Source organism: Flavobacterium hibernum, from assembly GCF_000832125.1.
Lineage (GTDB): Bacteria > Bacteroidota > Bacteroidia > Flavobacteriales > Flavobacteriaceae > Flavobacterium > Flavobacterium hibernum.
The window spans coordinates 141,260-158,927 of record NZ_JPRK01000004.1 but is presented as its reverse complement, the minus strand read 5'-3'; the positions used below and the strand labels follow the sequence as shown (position 1 = coordinate 158,927).

Genomic DNA, 17,668 nt, shown 5'->3' with positions numbered 1-17,668 from the left:
TCTCTTTATATTGAAATAAAACTTCTAGACTCCTCTTTCCTGTATACATTTCATCATTAATTTTATTTCACGATACATATTCAACTACGAACCTATCCCATTATAAATAAACCCAATAGATTCCAATTCTTTTGCGTTTAATATATTTCTACCATCAAAAAGAAAAGCTGGCTTATGCATTAAATCATATATTTTTTTCCAATCATAACCTGTAAATTCATCCCACTCAGTTAAAATTGCAATTGCATGAGCTCCTTTACAAGCTTCATAAGCATTATCAAATATGGACAATGCATTACTATTTTCTTCAACTGTTCTTGTTTCCAAATAATCTAAATCGCTCAGCATTTTATTCCTTGAAACCTTTGGGTCGTAAACAGAAATTTTTGCTTGTTCATTAATCAAATCGTCAGCAACATAAATTGCTGCAGATTCTCTGGTATCGTTCGTATCTTTTTTGAAAGCCCAACCTAAAAATGTAATTTTTTTATCGGCTACCGTATTATATAAAGTTTGAACTATTTTATTCGAAAATCTTCTTTTCTGATGATCGTTCATTATAATAACTTGCTCCCAGTAATCTGCTACCTCATTTAATCCATAAGATTTTGCTATGTAAACTAAATTTAGAATATCTTTTTGAAAACAAGAACCTCCAAAACCAACTGATGCTTTTAAAAATTTTGGTCCAATTCTACTGTCCATTCCAATTGCTTTTGCAACTTCGTTAACATCAGCACCTGTTTTTTCACACAATTCAGACATTGCATTTATAGATGAAATACGTTGAGCCAAAAATGCATTAGCAGTAAGTTTGGACAATTCTGACGACCAAACATTTGTGGTTAAAATTTTATCTCTACTTACCCAATTTGCATATACATCAACCAAAGCACTAATAGCCTCCTCACCTTCGGGCGTTGTATCTCCTCCTATTAAAATTCTATCAGGATTTAATAAATCCGTTACTGCAGTTCCTTCTGCTAAAAATTCAGGATTTGACAAAATTTGAAATTGCACTCCATTTCCAGTATTATCTAAAATACTTTTTATTGCTTCAGCCGTTCTTACTGGCAATGTTGATTTTTCAACAACAATTTTATTTTGCTTGGCCACTTTAGCAATTTGTCTGGCGCATAATTCGATATATTTCAAATCTGCAGCCATACCTTTACCTTTACCATAAGTTTTGGTTGGAGTATTTACTGATATAAAAATCACCTGCGCTTCATCAATTGCTTTTTCTACTTCCGTAGAAAAGAATAGATTCCTCCCTCTCGCTTCAGCTACTATTTCTGCAAGCCCTGGCTCATAAATTGGAATATTCTCCGTATTAGGATCATTCCAATCTTTAATTCTTTGTTCGTTCAAGTCAACAACTGTCACTTGAATATTAGGGCATTTTTGTGCAATTACTGCCATAGTTGGACCTCCAACATAACCAGCACCAATGCAACAAATTTTTGTAATTTTCATTTAATTTTCTATTAACTTGATCCTTATTTATTTCAAATTATTCCAATACCAGCTCACAGCTTCTTTCAATCCGTCTTGCAAAGAATATTTTGGATTATATCCTAATATTTCTTTTGCTTTTTCTATACTTGCCAATGAATGCGGTATATCGCCTGCTCTATTTTCACCATTAACAATTTTCACATCGGCAATTTCGGAATCGAACTCGGACAAATATTCTTTCAAATATCTTACCAAATCATTTAATGTATTTCTATCTCCAAATGCAGTATTATAAACCGTATTTATTGCTTCTGGATTCTGACTTTTCATTGCTAATTCATTCATCTGAATTACATTGTCTATATAAGTAAAATCACGAGAATAATTACCATCTCCATTAATCACAGGACTTTCGTGCTTCATCAATTGCATTACAAATTTAGGAATCACAGCTGCGTATGCACCATTAGGATCTTGTTTTCTTCCAAAAACATTAAAATAACGCAATCCTATGGTTTCTAATTTGTAAGTTCGACTAAAAATTTCAGCATATAATTCATTAACATATTTAGTGATTGCATATGGCGACAAGGGTTTACCAATTACATCTTCTACTTTTGGCAATCCTTGAGAATCTCCATAGGTTGAAGAACTGGCCGCATATATAAATCTTCTAACTTTTTCGTCACGCGAAGCGACCAACATATTTAAAAAACCTGAAACATTTACATCATTAGTTGTTATTGGGTCATTAATGGATCTCGGTACTGAACCTAAAGCTGCCTGATGTAAAACATAATCAACTCCGTTAACTGCCAAAATACAATCTGCAATATTTCGAATATCTCCTTCAATTAATTTAAAATTAGGATTTTTTAAAAAATCCTTTAAATTATGATGATGACCGGTCGAAAAATTATCTAAACAGACTACTTTGTGACCTTGTCCTAAAAAATATTCAGACAAATTTGATCCAATAAATCCTGCTCCACCTGTAATCAGAATAGTATATTGACTTGATGTATTCATTCCATTTAATTTATTTCTTATTAAGTTTATTCAAAATAGTCTTCCAAAAACTTATTTTTTCTACTTCATCATGATATCCATTTCCGTAAGCTCCATAACCATATCCGTATCCATAAGCCGAGCCATATTTTGCCTTATTTTCATAACCATTCAAAACTATGCTTGCATTAGTTAACTCGCCTCTTTTTACCCTTGTATTTAACAAAGTTATCATATCCTTCTTTGTATAATTCTGTCGTACTATGTACAGAGTAACATCGGCATATTGAGATAACTCTAAAGCATCAGAAACTAAACCAACTGGAGGGGTATCCAGAATAATATAATCATATTTTTGTTTTAATTCTAAAATTAATTCTCTCATTGCGTCACTTAAGATAAGCTCGGACGGATTTGGCGGAATTGGCCCTGAAAGAATTACATCAAGATTTGCAATTTGCGTTGCATTAATAATTTCATCTAAACTATTTTGCTTGATCAAATAATTAACAACACCCGCTTCATTTTTAATATCAAATTCCTCAGACAATCTTGGCTTTCGTAAATCCAAACCAACAATAACTGTTTTCTTTTCGCTCAAAGCAAAAACTGTAGCTATATTTATAGAACAAAATGTTTTCCCCTCGCCACTTATAGATGAAGTAATCATTAACGTTTTAGAACCACTTACTTCTTGTTTTTTATATAAAAATTGCAACGACGAACGAATTGCTCTAAAAGCTTCTGATAGTGCCGATTTTGGTTTATCAAACACTGCTAAATTCACAGCATCTTTATTTACTCCAATTACTCCAATTAATGGTATTTGAGTCAATTTACTAACATCATCAGCATTTTGAATTGAGTTATTTACAAAGAAAATTCCAAAAATAAATAACAAAGGAACTAATATCCCTAAAAACAGAGCCAAAATATAATTCACAGATGTTTTAGGCCCAACTAATCCACCTCCAATATCTTTTGCCGAATCAATAAAATGCACATCTGATAAATTAGATGCTTTTACAATCTCGGCTTCATTTCTTTTTTTAAGAAATTCAGTGTAAATATTATCACTTAAATCATATTTTCTTTGAATCTTTACCAATTCTTGTTGTTCTTCTGGAAGTCTTTTCACTGTACTTTCAGCCTGACCAATTTTTGCATTTACCATTGCTAAATCTGTCAATAAAGATTCTTTTGCCGAGGCAATGTTTTCAAGCAAAACATTTTTAACAGCTCGCATTTGATTATCAAAATCTTTAAATATTTTATCACTTTTTACAGCATAAGCCATTTCAGATCTTTGAGTTGAAAGCGCTATAAGTTTTGACACATTGACAACAATATTCGGATCCTCAATTCCGGCAACTGAAGGAGCTGGTAATCTTGAATAATCTACGCTATTATTCAAATATGATTTCAAAGAATTATAGTATGTAATTTTTCTTGTAACCTGATCTTTCTCTACATCAAAATCCATTATTTTATCAGACACCTTAGCTCCTCCACCTTCTATCTCATAAATATTTTTATCTTTTCTGAAAGTTTTTAGTTCATTCCCCGTTTGCTTCAGTTGCGACTCCATAGAAACAAGTGTGCTATCTATAAATCTAATAGTATTGGTAGCAAACTGATTTTTTCCATCTAGCTGAATCTTGATCAACATTTTTACTGTCGAATTCAAATATTCTACCATTCTGGCTTTGTTTGTACCTTGTAATCCTAAGGTCAATATTGAACCGCTTTTATCATCAGAGGTAATACTAACTCCTCTATAACGAGATACTGTACCGTCAAAATCATTGAATTTTACAAAATATTCATTTCCCGTATAAAACCCTGGATTATCATTTATTTGCAATTTCCAATTTAAGAAAGGCAAGGAAACCTGTTCGCCAACTTTATATCTTTTAACAAATTCTATAGGTTGAACAGCCGTATTATTATAAGTATTATTTGTATATGTGACTAGAGAAACTGAATTATTCTCGAAAGAAATTCGAATTTCATATTCTGAAGGACTAACAAACTTAATTCTAATTAAGGTATTTGCAAGTTGCCCTTTTGCTTTGTCAATATTTACATAAAAAGGCACCTCACCGTATGAATCAATTAAATTGTATTTTCCCTGAACAAAGTAATCTATATAAAACTGCAATTTACTTACAACTAACTCATTATGCGATCGAGATTGAATTATAGTTGAAATATTATTTACTTGATCTGAAGCTCCTCCCCAATTGAAAACTAAACTGGTGTTTGATGTAAAAAAAGGATTTCGTTCTTCTTTAATTGAAATCAAGGTTTGCATTGCGTAAATTTTTTCTTTACGAATATTTACCTGATAAGCAATTGCAAAAGATATTATTAAACTAACCAAAAACCACTTCCAATAACTAGCGATTTTTATTAGAAAACCCTTAAAATCAAAATTTGAATGATTCTCAAAAATGGAAAAATCTTTTATATCTAACATCCTTCGAATTTAGTTTTTCAGAATCAAATAAACTGTTGTTGCCAATGACAATAAGGTAATTATAGTTCCTATTGATTGTATACCTGTTTGTCCAGTTCCCCAAGTTTTTTGTCTTAGCGGCTTCACATAAATATAATCATTAGGCTGTAAATAATAATATGGCGATTTCATCACATTTACATCTGTTAAATCGAGATCGTTCATTTGAACTCCAGTTGGAGTTTGACGAATTACTGTTACAGATTTTCTATTTCCAACTGTGGTAATGTCTCCCGCGTTTGCAATAGCTTCCATTATATTTACATGCTCTTGATACAATGTTTTTGTTCCAGTGCTTCCAACTTCACCATTAATCGTATATCTAAAACCAGCTAGTTTTACTGTTACAAAAATATTAGCCTCACTTTTAAAGTACTCTTCAAGAAGTTTTTTTTCGATTTTAATTCTGACTTCTTCAAGTGTATATCCAATAACATTTATTTCACCCAAAATAGGCATTCTAATATTTCCGTGATCATCGACCGTAAATCCATTAAAATATAAACCCGATTCTGATTTTACAACTCCTGAATTACTAGTTTCAGTTGTGCTTGTGTTAAAAATGGCTACCAATTTTGGATCAATGGCCTTTATATCAATACTCAAAACATCATTTACCTGTAATCTATAAGGTTTAGACTGAACTGCAGCAATGTTGCTTTGTTCTCCTGAACTGCTTTTATCTTGTAAATAAACTAGGTCTTTTACAGGAATGCAAGATGTAAATAGTATGCTAATTAATAGCAATATATAAAAGCAGTTTTTTGTCATTATTCAAATTTTATGGCAAATATAGGTTTTCCTTTAATTTTCAGAAAATCTAGACACTAATTGCGCCAATTTAATTGTTTTTGAAAGTTTTTTCGAATGGAACTCGATGCAAGATACTTCTTCCAAGTGTAATTTCGTCTGCATATTCTAACTCATCACCTACCGATATTCCTCTAGCAATTGTAGAAATTATAATTTCCGATTCGGCAATTTGTTTATAAATATAGAAATTTGTAGTATCTCCTTCCATTGTAGAGCTCAATGCAAAAATGATCTCAACTACTTTTCCTGATTTTACTTTTTCAACTAAACTTGAAATATTCAATTGGCTTGGCCCAACTCCTTCTATTGGAGAGATTTTACCACCTAAAACATGATAAATTCCTTTGTACTGACCAGTATTTTCGATAGCCATAACATCGCGAATATCTTCGACAACACAAATAGTCTGATGATTTCTTGCCAGATTAGCGCAGATTTCGCAAACTTTTGTATCTGATATATTATGACAATTTTCACAAAATTTAATATCCTCACGCATATTTAACAATGCTTGTGATAAAAAACCAGTTTGCTCTTTTGGCTGTTTTAATAAATGTAGAACCAATCGCAATGCCGTACGTTTACCAATTCCGGGTAATTGCGACATTTCATTGACTGCTTTTTCTATTAATTTTGATGAAAATTCCATTACGACAAAAGTACTATTTTAATGTTTCTTTTTTAATCACGAAACTTCGGGAGGAATTCTTCTAGTTTTTTTCTTTACAAAACTAAAAAAAATCGCAACGAATTGCTCCGACAACTCACACTTTCAGGCTCGAGTACGGGATTAGCTTTTAAAAAATTAGTATTGATTTGTAGCCAACAAAACTAGTGTACATGCAACTTCGGCCTTGATATTATTCAATTCTAACAATTGATAAAATTCCGGATTTTCTGTTCCAGGATTAAAAACAACTCTTTTTGGTTGTGCTTCGATAATGTAATTATAGTAATCGCGTTGACGCGTTGGATTTAAATACAAAGTAACTGTATCAATGTTTTTTACAGGAATTGCTTTGGTATGAATTTTTACACCAGCAACTTCTCCGGCCTTCTGTCCAATTGCTAAAACTGAATGTCCTTTTTCAACTAACATATTTATAGCTCTAAAAGCATAACGTTCTGGTTTTGTTGTAGCGCCAAGAACTAGGGTTTTCTTATTTTTCATTATTTTAAAATATGTTACAAAAGTAATCAAAAAGAACGAGCATCGTTTAGCTTATTGATTTAGAATTAGTAGGAATAAAAAATAATATCATAACGTGAATTTGCAATGAAATATCAAAAAATGAGTACTTTTACTCCATTAACCAAAACTTTATGGATATATTCATTTATTTATTCGCTGCTCTTTTTTCAGTATTAAACCCAATTGGAACTGTTCCTATTTTTGTTGGCCTAACGCAACATGATTCTCAGGAAGAACGTTCTCGAATTTCACTTTGGACAGCAATAAATGTTTTTATTATTTTATTAGTTTCTTTTTTTATTGGACAATACGTTCTAAGTTTTTTCGGAATTAGCATTGATGCTTTACGAATTGCAGGTGGGATTGTAATTGTAAACTCTGGCTTTTCATTACTTTCCGGAAAAATTAATAAAAAACGAGGTATTAATAAAAAAATTGAAACCGACGCACAACAGAGAAATGATATTGCACTTACACCACTTGCAATTCCTATGCTTGCAGGTCCAGGATCTATCTCTTTATTAATTGCATTTCATCAAGAACATCACGAATTACAAGAAATGATCTTTTCTTGTTTAGCCATTTTAGCTATTGCTGTTACAATATTTGCCATCTTAAAAAGCGCACATTATTTAGCGAGAATACTTGGTGCATCTGGAATTGTAGCGATTTCAAGAATTGTTGGCTTTATTGTAATTTCAATTGGAATTCAATACATTGTAAGTTCAATTATTAATATCATAAAAGGAAATTTGATGTAAATTGATTATTAAATGTAATCTGTAAAGTGAAAAATTATGAAAGAAATTAATTTCTCTTTTGGAGATTATGTAATTACAACCTATAAAAACAAGTTAGATCTGTATGCAATTCATGATTTCTTATCAAAGGAATCTGGCTGGAGCAACAATATTCCTTTTGAAACCTTGAAAACTTCTATCGAAAATTCTCTGAATTTTGGATTATTTTATAAAGACAGACAAATTGGTTTTGCAAGAGTAATATCTGACTTTGCTACAATTGCTTATTTGGGAGACATTTATGTTTTAGACGAATTTAGAGGCAAAGGCCTTTCAAAAACTTTAATGGAGCAAGTAATGCATCATCCTAACCTGCAAGGTTTACGTCGTTGGATTTTATTAACTTCTACTGCCGAATGGCTCTACGAAAAATACAATTTTACAAAATTACCAAATCCAGAATTATACATGGAATTATACAATCCTGAGGTTTATAAATAAAACTTAAAATAATTTGTAAAAAACGCAAAATTCCAAATTCCAAACTGTACTATTCAGAATTTGGAATTTGGAATTTTGCGTTTTTTACAAATTATAATTTTAGTTTCTTGGCAAAAACACTTCAGCCATCATACACCTTGCACTTCCTCCACCACAAGCTTCAATAGTATCTAAACTAGAACTTAAAATTTCGGCATGATTCTCTAATTGAGCGATTTGTTTTGGAGTCAAACTCTGATGTGCCGACGCACTCATGACAATAAACTTTTTATCGTTAGCGCCACGAATCTCTAACATATTACCGGCAAAATTATTAACTTGTGCTTCGGTAATCAAAATTACTTCTTTCTTATCTGCTTTTAGATTTTCAAGAACCATTTTACGCTCTTTCTTATCATCAATAGAATCTGCACAGATAACCGCAAAAGTTTCTCCTAGACACATCATGACATTTGTATGATATATTAATTTACGTTCTCCATCAACAGTCTGAAAAGCTTCAAAGATTACTGGAGCATAATCGAAATCTTCACAAAATTCGATGAATAATTCTTCATCTGCTCTCGGCGATAAAGCGCAATATGCTTTAGCATTTGCTCTATCTAAAAGCAAGCTTCCTGTTCCTTCTAAAAAGAATCCATCATCTTCTGCAGATGTATAATCCATTATATTAGAAATCTGAAAACCTTTTTCTTCCAGGATATCCAAAATATCTTCACGACGCTCCTGACGACGATTCTCTGCAAACATTGGATACAAAGCCACATCTCCGTTTTCGTGAAACGAAACCCAATTGTTTGGAAAAATACTATCTGGAGTATCGGTCTCCAAAGTATCATCTACAACGGTAACATCAACCCCAACAGCTCTCAATTTCTCCACAAAAACATCAAATTCTTGTTGCGCTTTTGCGTTAACTGTACTTGGCAAAAGTCCGTCTAATACTTTTTGGTAATAATTATTCACGGCAGTTTGCTCATTCATCCTGAAAGCAACTGGCCTAATCATTAAGATTGCATTTGTTGTTTGTCTCATTTTATATTTTATTCTTTTAAATTCAAGTTTAAAAAAGTTAAACTTTACACTTAAAACTATTTTTAGTCTCTAATTAACGGAAGCGTCGAACATCTTAACAATCCTTCTTGCTTTGCAATTTCGGCATAAGGAATTTCTTCAACAATAAAACCGTTTGCACGAAGCCAGTTGTTTAATCGGGTAAAATTTTTCTCCGATACCACAACATTTTCATCTATCGAAAAAACATTAGAAAACATATTATACATTTCATTTCTTTCGATGTGGAATAAATTTTCTTTTCCAAAAAGATTTACTAAATAAGTATAATCAGCTTCTTCTCTAAAACCTCTCTTATAAATTATTCCTTTATCTTTTCCAACAGGCTGAAAACAACAATCTAGATGTAGAGCATTGTCGCGGGCTTCTAATTTAGATTTTACCAAATCAAATTCTTTTACAATTTTATTTGGGAACAGTTCTTTAATAAAATTCACACCATGCATGTTAGTTCTTGCTGTAATGTAATCTTTATAATCACTTCCTTTATAAGTCCCTACAAAAACATGGTCATTCCAAAGCATAACATCTCCTCCCTCAATATGAACTTCCTCTGGCGGACGAACAACTTTCAATGGATCTATCTGATCAATTATATACTGAATAGCATCTAACTCACGCTCTCTATCAGGTAAAATATTTGATTTAATAAAAGTATCATCAATTACAAAACCAATATCTCTCGCAAAAATTTGATTGTAATTCTCAATCATTTCCGGACGATAAACAGTTACATTATATTTTTGAAAAACGGCATTAAAAGCTTCCATTTCAGCAACCATATCTTTTTCTACAGGATAAGTTCCTGCTTTAATATGCTCCAATGATTTTGGATCGTAGGCTTCATCTAGCGATGGAGTCGGCCCATTATGAACAGCTGAACCCAAAACCACAGCCCGAAGTCTTGACGTTTCGTTCTTTATATTTAATTGCAACATAACTCTATTATATTTTGAGCAAAGATAAAAAAAGCTTCACAGTTAAGTGAAGCTTTAAAATGTTTTTATTTGTTCGACTTAAAGTCTCTCAGCGGGTGTCCAGTATAAATTTGTCTTGGTCTACCAATTGGTTCTTTATTTTCACGCATTTCTTTCCATTGCGCAATCCAACCTGGCAATCTTCCAATAGCAAACATTACTGTAAACATATCTGTAGGAATTCCTAATGCTCTGTAAATAATTCCAGAATAAAAATCTACGTTTGGATATAAGTTTCTTGATTTGAAGTATTCATCTTCAAGAGCTGCCGATTCTAGTTTTTTTGCAATTTCTAAAATTGGATCATCTACACCTAAAGTTTCTAAAACTTCTTTAGCTGCCTTTTTTATAATTCTAGCTCTTGGATCGAAGTTTTTATAAACCCTATGACCAAATCCCATTAAACGGAATGGATCATTTTTATCTTTAGCTTTTGCTAAAAATTTATCAGTATCACCACCATCTTTATTTATTTCTTCCAACATTTCAAGTACCGCTTGATTTGCACCTCCGTGAAGCGGCCCCCAAAGAGCAGAAACTCCAGCAGAAATTGAAGCGAATAAACCTGCATGAGACGAACCAACCATTCTTACTGTAGATGTAGAACAGTTTTGCTCGTGATCTGCATGTAGAATAAATAATTTATCTAATGCATCCACAATAATTGGATTTGCAGAATAAGGCCCTGTAGGCAATTTAAACATTAATTGCATAAAGTTCTCTACGTATCCTTGTGTATTATCATAATAGTTTAATGGATAACCCATAGATTTTCTATAAGTCCATGTAGCAATTACAAGAAATTTACCCATTGTTTTGCAAATGGCCTCGTACATTTCTTTTTCATTTTCAACATTTACAGCTTTTGGATTAAATGCTGTTAAAGCACTTGTTAGAGCTGATAATACACCCATTGGGTGCGCTGTTTTTGGAAAACCATCAATGATATTTTTCATCTCTTCGTTAACCAAAGTATGTTTTTTAATACCATTTTCAAATTGCTCCAGTTCTTTTGCAGTTGGCAATTCACCAAAAATCAAAAGATAAGATACTTCTAAAAAATTAGCCTTTTCAGCTAAATCTTCGATTGAATATCCTCTGTAACGCAAAATCCCTAATTCTCCATCTAAGAAAGTGATCTCACTTTTACAAGAACCAGAATTTTTATATCCTGGATCAAGAGTAATAAAACCAGTTAAATCACGTAATTTGTTAATATCGACAGCAGATTCATTTTCGCTTCCTGTAATTACAGGTAGTTCAATTTTTTTACCATCTACTTCTAATGTAGCTATTTTTGACATAATATATCGGAAATAAATCTTTAAAATAATAATTTATCAAATCTAAGGAATTTAAGACTAATTAAAAAAAGAATACTGCTATGAATTTGTTAAAACTCCAAAAAAAAACCATCCGCAAAGGCGAATGGTTTAATTTTAAGACATATCTCTTACAATTATTTAATCTTGAAAGCGTTTAATCCAGGAAAATAAGCTGTACTTCCTAACTCTTCTTCAATTCTTAATAATTGATTGTATTTTGCCATACGATCAGAACGAGAAGCAGATCCTGTTTTAATTTGACCACAGTTTAAAGCTACTGCTAAATCGGCGATAGTAGTATCTTCAGTCTCTCCTGAACGGTGAGACATTACTGAAGTATAACCAGCATTTTTAGCCATATTTACAGCTGCAATTGTTTCTGTTAAAGTTCCAATTTGATTTACTTTTACCAAAATTGAATTTGCAATTCCTTTTTCAATTCCAGTTGATAAACGCTCAACATTAGTAACAAATAAATCATCACCTACTAATTGAACTTTATCTCCAATTTTATCTGTTAAGTATTTCCACCCATTCCAGTCATCTTCATACATTCCATCTTCAATAGAGATAATTGGGTATTTAGCAGCAAGTTCAGCTAAATAATCAGCTTGCTCTTCAGAAGTTCTGATTTTTCCAGTTTCACCTTCAAATTTAGTGTAATCGTATTTTCCGTTTACATAAAATTCAGAAGCAGCACAGTCAAGAGCAATCATAATTTCATCACCGAAAGTATATCCAGCTTTTTCAACCGCTAATTTGATAGTATCTAAAGCATCTTCAGTACCACCTGCTAAGTTTGGAGCAAAACCTCCTTCGTCTCCAACAGCAGTACTTAAACCTCTATCATGCAAAACTTTCTTCAAGCTGTGGAAAATTTCAGTTCCCATTTGCATAGCATGTGTAAATGAAGTCGCTTTTACAGGGAAAATCATAAACTCTTGAAATGCAATAGGTGCATCTGAGTGAGAACCTCCGTTGATGATATTCATCATAGGAACAGGCAATGTGTTAGCAGAAACACCACCAACGTATCTGTATAAAGGTAATCCAAGTTCGTTAGCAGCAGCTTTTGCAGCAGCTAATGAAACTCCTAAAATAGCATTAGCTCCTAATTTTGATTTATTTGGAGTTCCGTCTAAATCGATCATTAATTGATCAATAGTATTTTGTTCAAAAACAGAAGTTCCAACTAATTCTTCAGCAATAACAGTATTTACATTATTCACTGCATTCAAAACTCCTTTTCCAAGATAAGCTTTACCTCCATCACGTAATTCAACAGCTTCATGCTCTCCAGTTGATGCTCCAGATGGAACAGCAGCTCTACCTAAAACTCCATTTTCAGTTACTACATCAACTTCAATAGTAGGATTACCTCTAGAATCAAGAATTTGTCTTGCGTGAACTTTAATTATAATACTCATTATTTTTGTTTTTTATTAATAAATTATATTTTTTTTCGAAATTATAAAAATTTTTAATAGAAAAAATGCATTTTAACCATTAAAGACCTTTATTTATTAACTATATCGTTTTAGCCGCAGCTAATTTTATATTCTCAACAAACTGGTCAAACAAATAAGATGAATCGTGAGGACCAGGACTTGCTTCTGGATGGTATTGCACTGAAAAACAATTCTTATTTTTCATTCGCATACCCGCAACTGTTCCGTCATTTAAATGCAAATGTGTAATTTCTAAATCTGCATGGTTATCTAATTGCTCTTTATTTACAGCAAAACCATGATTTTGAGAAGTAATTTCACCTTTTCCAGTAATAAGATTTTTCACAGGATGATTTATACCTCTATGTCCGTTAAACATTTTATAAGTCTGAACACCATTTGCCAAAGCAATTACTTGATGCCCTAAACAAATTCCAAATAAAGGCTTATCATTTGCCAAAATTTCTTTTGCTACTTCAATAGCCCCAAAAAGCGGGTCAGGATCTCCAGGCCCATTAGACAAGAAATATCCATCTGGATTAAACTCCGCTAAATCCTTATAAGTTGAGTTATATGGATACACTTTAATATAGCAATCTCTTTTAGCAAGATTTCTTAGAATATTCTTTTTAATCCCAAGATCTAAAGCAGAGATTTTATAAGTGGCATTCTCATCACCAAAAAAATAAGGTTCAGTAGTTGATACTTTTGATGCTAATTCCAAACCTTCCATATTCGGAACATCTGCCAATTCTTTTTTCAGATCTTCTATAGAAGTTCCATCAGTACAAATAACAGCATTCATCGCACCATTATCTCGAATATAGCTAACAAGCGCACGTGTATCAACATCAGAAATACAGATCAAATTTTGTTTTACAAAATAATCTTCCAAACTTCCAGAAGCATCTTCTCTAGAATAATTAAAACTGAAGTTTTTACAAACTAAACCAGCAATTTTAATACTATCAGATTCAATTTCTAAATCATTTACACCATAATTTCCAATGTGCGTATTAGTAGCCACCATGATTTGACCAAAATAAGAAGGATCTGTAAAAATCTCCTGATATCCTGTCATACCAGTATTAAAACAAACTTCTCCGAAAGTTTTACCGCTAATTCCGATAGATTTTCCGTGAAAAATAGTTCCATCACTAAGTAATAAAATGGCGCTTTGTCGTGTAGTATATTTCATTCTTTAATTTGTATTGTTGTTTTTTAATTGTGTCATGAAAGTCGTAGTACAACTTTCATTTGTAATTAGATATTTTTGCAAATTTACTTCTTTAAAAGAGTGCTTCCAAGATTTTTTAAAAATTTCATTAATAAAATTAAAACCTCACTCTCGAAATAAGTTATATTTCAAACTTTAAAAAAAATCAAAAAAAAAGGATAAACTAAAAACTAGTTTATCCTTGATTTCTATAGAATCATTACTTTCATAATTACTCAGAAGCTTCAGTAGTCGATTCTGATTCAGCAGCAGGAGCTTCTGGAGTAGTCTCCTCAGCTTTTTTTGCTTTACCACCACGACGGCTTTTAGCTTTTTTAACTTCTTTTTTACCTCCATTGTAAAGTTCATTGAAATCTACAAGTTCGATCATTGCCATATCAGCATTATCTCCCAAACGATTTCCAACTTTAATGATACGAGTGTATCCACCTGGACGGTCACCAACTTTAGCAGCTACGTCTCTGAACAAATCAGTTACAGCATATTTACTACGTAAGTAAGCAAAAACAATACGACGGTTGTGAGTCGTATCTTCTTTTGATTTTGTAATTAAAGGCTCAACGAATTGTTTAAGCGCTTTAGCTTTAGCAACAGTAGTGTTAATACGTTTGTGCTCGATAAGAGAACAAGCCATATTAGCTAACATAGCTTTTCTATGTCCAGTCTGTCTGCTTAAGTGGTTGAATTTTTTTCCGTGTCTCATGACGTGTTTTTTTTATCTTCATCTTGCTACAATCCACCATGGAGAGCAAAATATGAAGTAAATTATTCTTTATCTAATTTGTATTTAGCTAAATCCATTCCGAAAGTTAAATTCTTCACTGCAACAAGTTCATCAAGTTCAGTTAAAGATTTTTTACCGAAATTACGGAATTTCATTAGGTCATTTTTATTGAACGATACTAAATCACCAAGTGTATCAACTTCAGCCGCTTTCAAGCAATTTAATGCTCTCACAGATAAATCCATATCAACAAGCTTAGTTTTAAGCAATTGTCTCATATGCAATGACTCTTCATCATACGATTCTGTTTGTGCAATTTCGTCAGCCTCGAGTGTAATTCTTTCGTCAGAAAATAACATGAAGTGGTGAATTAAAACTTTAGCAGCTTCAGTAAGAGCATCTTTTGGATTAATAGATCCATCAGTTTTAATTTCAAAAACTAATTTTTCATAATCTGTTTTTTGCTCAACACGGAAGTTTTCAATTGCATATTTTACATTTTTTACCGGAGTAAAAATAGAGTCTGTAAAAATGGTACCAATTGCAGCATTCTGTTTTTTGTTCTCCTCAGCAGGAACATATCCTCTACCTTTTTCGATTGTTAAATCGAAGTTCAATTTGATTTTAGAATCTAAATTACAGATAACAAGGTCTGGGTTCAGAACTTGGAAACCTGAAATAAATTTTTGAAAATCACCTGCTGTTAGTTGATCTTTACCAGAAACAGAAATTGTAACTGCTTCATTATCGATATCTTCAATTTGACGTTTAAAACGTACTTGTTTTAGATTAAGGATAATTTCGGTAACATCTTCAACAACACCTGAAATAGTAGAAAACTCATGATCTACACCTTCGATACGAACAGATGTAATTGCATAACCTTCTAATGCTGAAAGCAAAACTCTTCTAAGTGCATTACCAACTGTCAATCCATAACCAGGTTCTAAAGGTCTAAATTCGAATTTACCTTCAAAATCGGTTGAATCGATCATGATAACTTTATCGGGCTTTTGAAAATTAAATATTGCCATAAATTTCGACTAAGTCAATTATTATTTGTTGTACAACTCTACGATTAATTGTTCTTTAATGTTTTCTGGAATTTGAAGTCTTGCAGGTACAGAAACGAAAGTTCCTTCTTTAAGATCATTATTCCAAGTAATCCATTCATAAACATGACTTGAATTTGATAAAGAACGTTCGATAGCTTCTAAAGATTTAGATTTTTCACGAACTGCAACTTTATCACCAGGCTTAAGGTGGTAAGAAGCGATATTTACAACTTCACCATTTACAGTAACGTGTCTGTGAGAAACTAATTGTCTAGCACCTCTTCTAGAAGGAGCAATACCCATTCTAAAAACAACGTTATCTAATCTTGCTTCACATAATTGTAAAAGAACTTCACCAGTAACACCTTTAGTAGCTGATGCTTTTTTGAATAAATTTCTGAATTGTTTTTCTAAAATTCCGTAAGAATATTTAGCTTTTTGCTTTTCCATTAACTGAACAGCATACTCAGATTTTTTACCTCTTTTTTTAGCCATCCCGTGTTGTCCAGGTGGGTAATTTCTTTTTTCGAAAGATTTATCATCTCCGAAGATTGCTTCGCCAAATTTACGAGCAATTCTAGTTTTTGGACCAGTATATCTTGCCATTTCTAAAAAATTAAATTTAAGGTAGAGATTATGAATTCAGGTCAAATCCTTCGATAATCTATATTCTACCTTGTTTATACTATAAATAAATAAAATTAAACTCTACGTCTTTTTGGAGGACGACATCCGTTGTGAGGCATTGGAGTAACATCGATAATCTCAGTAACTTCAATTCCACCGTTATGAATAGAACGGATAGCAGACTCACGTCCGTTTCCTGGTCCTTTTACATAAACTTTCACTTTTTTAAGTCCAGCCTCAAGAGCTACTTTACTACAATCTTCTGCTGCCATTTGGGCTGCGTATGGAGTATTCTTTTTAGAACCTCTAAAACCCATTTTACCAGCTGAAGACCAAGAAATAACTTCACCTTTTTTGTTAGTCAAAGAAATGATGATGTTATTGAAGGTAGCAGAAATATGAGCTTCTCCCGTTGATTCAACGATAACTTTACGTTTTTTTGCAGTTGCTTTAGCCATATTACTTATTATTTAGTTGCTTTTTTCTTGTTAGCAACAGTTTTTCTTTTACCTTTTCTTGTTCTAGAGTTGTTTTTAGTTCTTTGTCCTCTTAACGGAAGACCAGATCTATGACGAATACCTCTGTAACAACCAATATCCATCAAACGTTTGATGTTTAAAGAAACTTCAGAACGTAATTCTCCTTCAATTTTGTAAAACGAAACTGCATCACGAATTGCTCCGATCTCATCATCATTCCAATCTTGAACTTTTTTATCTTGGCTAACTTGAGCTTTTTCTAAAATCTCAATAGCTCTACTTCTTCCTAATCCAAAGATATAGGTAAGTGCTATAACACCTCTTTTATTTTTTGGGATATCTACCCCTGCTATTCTTGCCATAATTATCCTTGTCTTTGTTTAAATCTAGGATTCTTTTTGTTTATTACGTACAATCTCCCTTTTCTACGCACAATGATGCACTCGGGACTTCTCTTTTTTACTGATGCTCTAACTTTCATAGTGAATATCC

The 17,668-nt window shown here is 32.2% G+C and carries 19 protein-coding genes; 2 read left to right on the top strand and 17 right to left on the bottom strand.

The window, feature by feature from the left end; translation table 11 throughout:
- Positions 1-84: 84 nt before the first annotated feature.
- The 6 genes from IW18_RS04015 to IW18_RS03990 all read right to left on the bottom strand — a co-directional run bounded on the left by IW18_RS04015 (position 85) and on the right by IW18_RS03990 (position 6,968).
- Positions 85-1,476, bottom strand: a complete 1,392-nt coding sequence (locus IW18_RS04015) for a UDP-glucose 6-dehydrogenase (RefSeq protein ID WP_041516279.1) — start codon at positions 1,474-1,476, stop codon at positions 85-87.
- 27 nt (positions 1,477-1,503) lie between these two features.
- On the bottom strand, positions 1,504-2,487 hold the full coding sequence (locus IW18_RS04010) for an SDR family oxidoreductase (RefSeq protein ID WP_041516278.1): 984 nt from the start codon (positions 2,485-2,487) through the stop codon (positions 1,504-1,506).
- Positions 2,488-2,497: 10 nt separating this feature from the next.
- Positions 2,498-4,945, bottom strand: a complete 2,448-nt coding sequence (locus tag IW18_RS04005; protein ID WP_041516277.1) for an exopolysaccharide transport family protein — start codon at positions 4,943-4,945, stop codon at positions 2,498-2,500.
- 9 nt (positions 4,946-4,954) lie between these two features.
- Positions 4,955-5,755 carry a polysaccharide biosynthesis/export family protein gene (locus IW18_RS04000; RefSeq protein ID WP_041516276.1) on the bottom strand — a complete coding sequence of 267 codons (801 nt, stop codon included), beginning with the start codon at positions 5,753-5,755 and terminating at the stop codon, positions 4,955-4,957.
- Between the two features lie 70 nt (positions 5,756-5,825).
- Positions 5,826-6,446, bottom strand: a complete 621-nt coding sequence (gene recR / locus IW18_RS03995) for a recombination mediator RecR (RefSeq protein ID WP_041516275.1) — start codon at positions 6,444-6,446, stop codon at positions 5,826-5,828.
- A gap of 156 nt (positions 6,447-6,602) precedes the next feature.
- Positions 6,603-6,968, bottom strand: coding sequence for a CoA-binding protein (locus tag IW18_RS03990; RefSeq protein ID WP_041516274.1), 366 nt, complete (start codon positions 6,966-6,968; stop codon positions 6,603-6,605).
- A 152-nt stretch (positions 6,969-7,120) separates the two neighbouring features.
- Here IW18_RS03990 and IW18_RS03985 point away from each other — a divergent pair, with 152 nt between their 5' ends.
- The gene (locus tag IW18_RS03985; protein WP_041516273.1) at positions 7,121-7,750 is read left to right on the top strand and encodes a MarC family NAAT transporter; all 630 of its coding nucleotides are present in this window, start codon (positions 7,121-7,123) and stop codon (positions 7,748-7,750) included.
- Positions 7,751-7,786: 36 nt separating this feature from the next.
- Positions 7,787-8,230 (top strand): GNAT family N-acetyltransferase, encoded by a 444-nt coding sequence (locus IW18_RS03980; RefSeq protein ID WP_041516272.1) that lies wholly within the window; start codon positions 7,787-7,789, stop codon positions 8,228-8,230.
- Positions 8,231-8,329: 99 nt separating this feature from the next.
- On the opposite strand, the gene ctlX is transcribed toward IW18_RS03980, so the two are convergent.
- The 11 genes from ctlX to ykgO all read right to left on the bottom strand — a co-directional run bounded on the left by ctlX (position 8,330) and on the right by ykgO (position 17,657).
- A complete protein-coding gene (gene ctlX / locus IW18_RS03975; RefSeq protein ID WP_041516271.1) occupies positions 8,330-9,265 on the bottom strand; it encodes a citrulline utilization hydrolase CtlX in 936 nt (311 codons plus the stop codon).
- Positions 9,266-9,327: 62 nt separating this feature from the next.
- Positions 9,328-10,242: a dimethylarginine dimethylaminohydrolase family protein gene (locus IW18_RS03970; protein ID WP_041516270.1), complete on the bottom strand. Its 915-nt coding sequence runs from the start codon at positions 10,240-10,242 to the stop codon at positions 9,328-9,330.
- A 65-nt stretch (positions 10,243-10,307) separates the two neighbouring features.
- Positions 10,308-11,585 (bottom strand): citrate synthase, encoded by a 1,278-nt coding sequence (locus IW18_RS03965; RefSeq protein ID WP_041516269.1) that lies wholly within the window; start codon positions 11,583-11,585, stop codon positions 10,308-10,310.
- A 155-nt stretch (positions 11,586-11,740) separates the two neighbouring features.
- Positions 11,741-13,033, bottom strand: a complete 1,293-nt coding sequence (eno, locus tag IW18_RS03960; RefSeq protein WP_041516268.1) for a phosphopyruvate hydratase — start codon at positions 13,031-13,033, stop codon at positions 11,741-11,743.
- Between the two features lie 100 nt (positions 13,034-13,133).
- The gene (gene carA / locus IW18_RS03955; protein WP_041516267.1) at positions 13,134-14,252 is read right to left on the bottom strand and encodes a glutamine-hydrolyzing carbamoyl-phosphate synthase small subunit; all 1,119 of its coding nucleotides are present in this window, start codon (positions 14,250-14,252) and stop codon (positions 13,134-13,136) included.
- A gap of 250 nt (positions 14,253-14,502) precedes the next feature.
- Complete coding sequence (gene rplQ, locus IW18_RS03950) at positions 14,503-14,994, bottom strand: 50S ribosomal protein L17 (RefSeq protein WP_029272056.1); 492 nt, start codon at positions 14,992-14,994, stop codon at positions 14,503-14,505.
- 62 nt (positions 14,995-15,056) lie between these two features.
- The gene (locus tag IW18_RS03945; RefSeq protein ID WP_026109818.1) at positions 15,057-16,049 is read right to left on the bottom strand and encodes a DNA-directed RNA polymerase subunit alpha; all 993 of its coding nucleotides are present in this window, start codon (positions 16,047-16,049) and stop codon (positions 15,057-15,059) included.
- 21 nt (positions 16,050-16,070) lie between these two features.
- Positions 16,071-16,676 carry a 30S ribosomal protein S4 gene (rpsD, locus tag IW18_RS03940; protein WP_026982953.1) on the bottom strand — a complete coding sequence of 202 codons (606 nt, stop codon included), beginning with the start codon at positions 16,674-16,676 and terminating at the stop codon, positions 16,071-16,073.
- A 95-nt stretch (positions 16,677-16,771) separates the two neighbouring features.
- A complete protein-coding gene (gene rpsK / locus IW18_RS03935) occupies positions 16,772-17,155 on the bottom strand; it encodes a 30S ribosomal protein S11 (protein ID WP_007803677.1) in 384 nt (127 codons plus the stop codon).
- An 8-nt stretch (positions 17,156-17,163) separates the two neighbouring features.
- Entirely contained in the window at positions 17,164-17,538 is a 375-nt protein-coding gene (rpsM, locus tag IW18_RS03930) for a 30S ribosomal protein S13 (RefSeq protein ID WP_007803675.1), read from the bottom strand.
- A gap of 2 nt (positions 17,539-17,540) precedes the next feature.
- On the bottom strand, positions 17,541-17,657 hold the full coding sequence (ykgO, locus tag IW18_RS22905) for a type B 50S ribosomal protein L36 (protein WP_072945378.1): 117 nt from the start codon (positions 17,655-17,657) through the stop codon (positions 17,541-17,543).
- Positions 17,658-17,668 lie beyond the last annotated feature (11 nt).

Bases quoted from the DNA above. Each gene is read 5' to 3' on its own strand.
- IW18_RS04015 (WP_041516279.1), bottom strand. From the start codon at position 1,476: ATGAAAATTACAAAAATTTGTTGCATTGGTGCTGGTTATGTTGGAGGT.
- IW18_RS04010 (WP_041516278.1), bottom strand. From the start codon at position 2,487: ATGAATACATCAAGTCAATATACTATTCTGATTACAGGTGGAGCAGGA.
- IW18_RS04005 (WP_041516277.1), bottom strand. From the start codon at position 4,945: ATGTTAGATATAAAAGATTTTTCCATTTTTGAGAATCATTCAAATTTT.
- IW18_RS04000 (WP_041516276.1), bottom strand. From the start codon at position 5,755: ATGACAAAAAACTGCTTTTATATATTGCTATTAATTAGCATACTATTT.
- recR (WP_041516275.1), bottom strand. From the start codon at position 6,446: ATGGAATTTTCATCAAAATTAATAGAAAAAGCAGTCAATGAAATGTCG.
- IW18_RS03990 (WP_041516274.1), bottom strand. From the start codon at position 6,968: ATGAAAAATAAGAAAACCCTAGTTCTTGGCGCTACAACAAAACCAGAA.
- IW18_RS03985 (WP_041516273.1), top strand. From the start codon at position 7,121: ATGGATATATTCATTTATTTATTCGCTGCTCTTTTTTCAGTATTAAAC.
- IW18_RS03980 (WP_041516272.1), top strand. From the start codon at position 7,787: ATGAAAGAAATTAATTTCTCTTTTGGAGATTATGTAATTACAACCTAT.
- ctlX (WP_041516271.1), bottom strand. From the start codon at position 9,265: ATGAGACAAACAACAAATGCAATCTTAATGATTAGGCCAGTTGCTTTC.
- IW18_RS03970 (WP_041516270.1), bottom strand. From the start codon at position 10,242: ATGTTGCAATTAAATATAAAGAACGAAACGTCAAGACTTCGGGCTGTG.
- IW18_RS03965 (WP_041516269.1), bottom strand. From the start codon at position 11,585: ATGTCAAAAATAGCTACATTAGAAGTAGATGGTAAAAAAATTGAACTA.
- eno (WP_041516268.1), bottom strand. From the start codon at position 13,033: ATGAGTATTATAATTAAAGTTCACGCAAGACAAATTCTTGATTCTAGA.
- carA (WP_041516267.1), bottom strand. From the start codon at position 14,252: ATGAAATATACTACACGACAAAGCGCCATTTTATTACTTAGTGATGGA.
- rplQ (WP_029272056.1), bottom strand. From the start codon at position 14,994: ATGAGACACGGAAAAAAATTCAACCACTTAAGCAGACAGACTGGACAT.
- IW18_RS03945 (WP_026109818.1), bottom strand. From the start codon at position 16,049: ATGGCAATATTTAATTTTCAAAAGCCCGATAAAGTTATCATGATCGAT.
- rpsD (WP_026982953.1), bottom strand. From the start codon at position 16,676: ATGGCAAGATATACTGGTCCAAAAACTAGAATTGCTCGTAAATTTGGC.
- rpsK (WP_007803677.1), bottom strand. From the start codon at position 17,155: ATGGCTAAAGCAACTGCAAAAAAACGTAAAGTTATCGTTGAATCAACG.
- rpsM (WP_007803675.1), bottom strand. From the start codon at position 17,538: ATGGCAAGAATAGCAGGGGTAGATATCCCAAAAAATAAAAGAGGTGTT.
- ykgO (WP_072945378.1), bottom strand. From the start codon at position 17,657: ATGAAAGTTAGAGCATCAGTAAAAAAGAGAAGTCCCGAGTGCATCATT.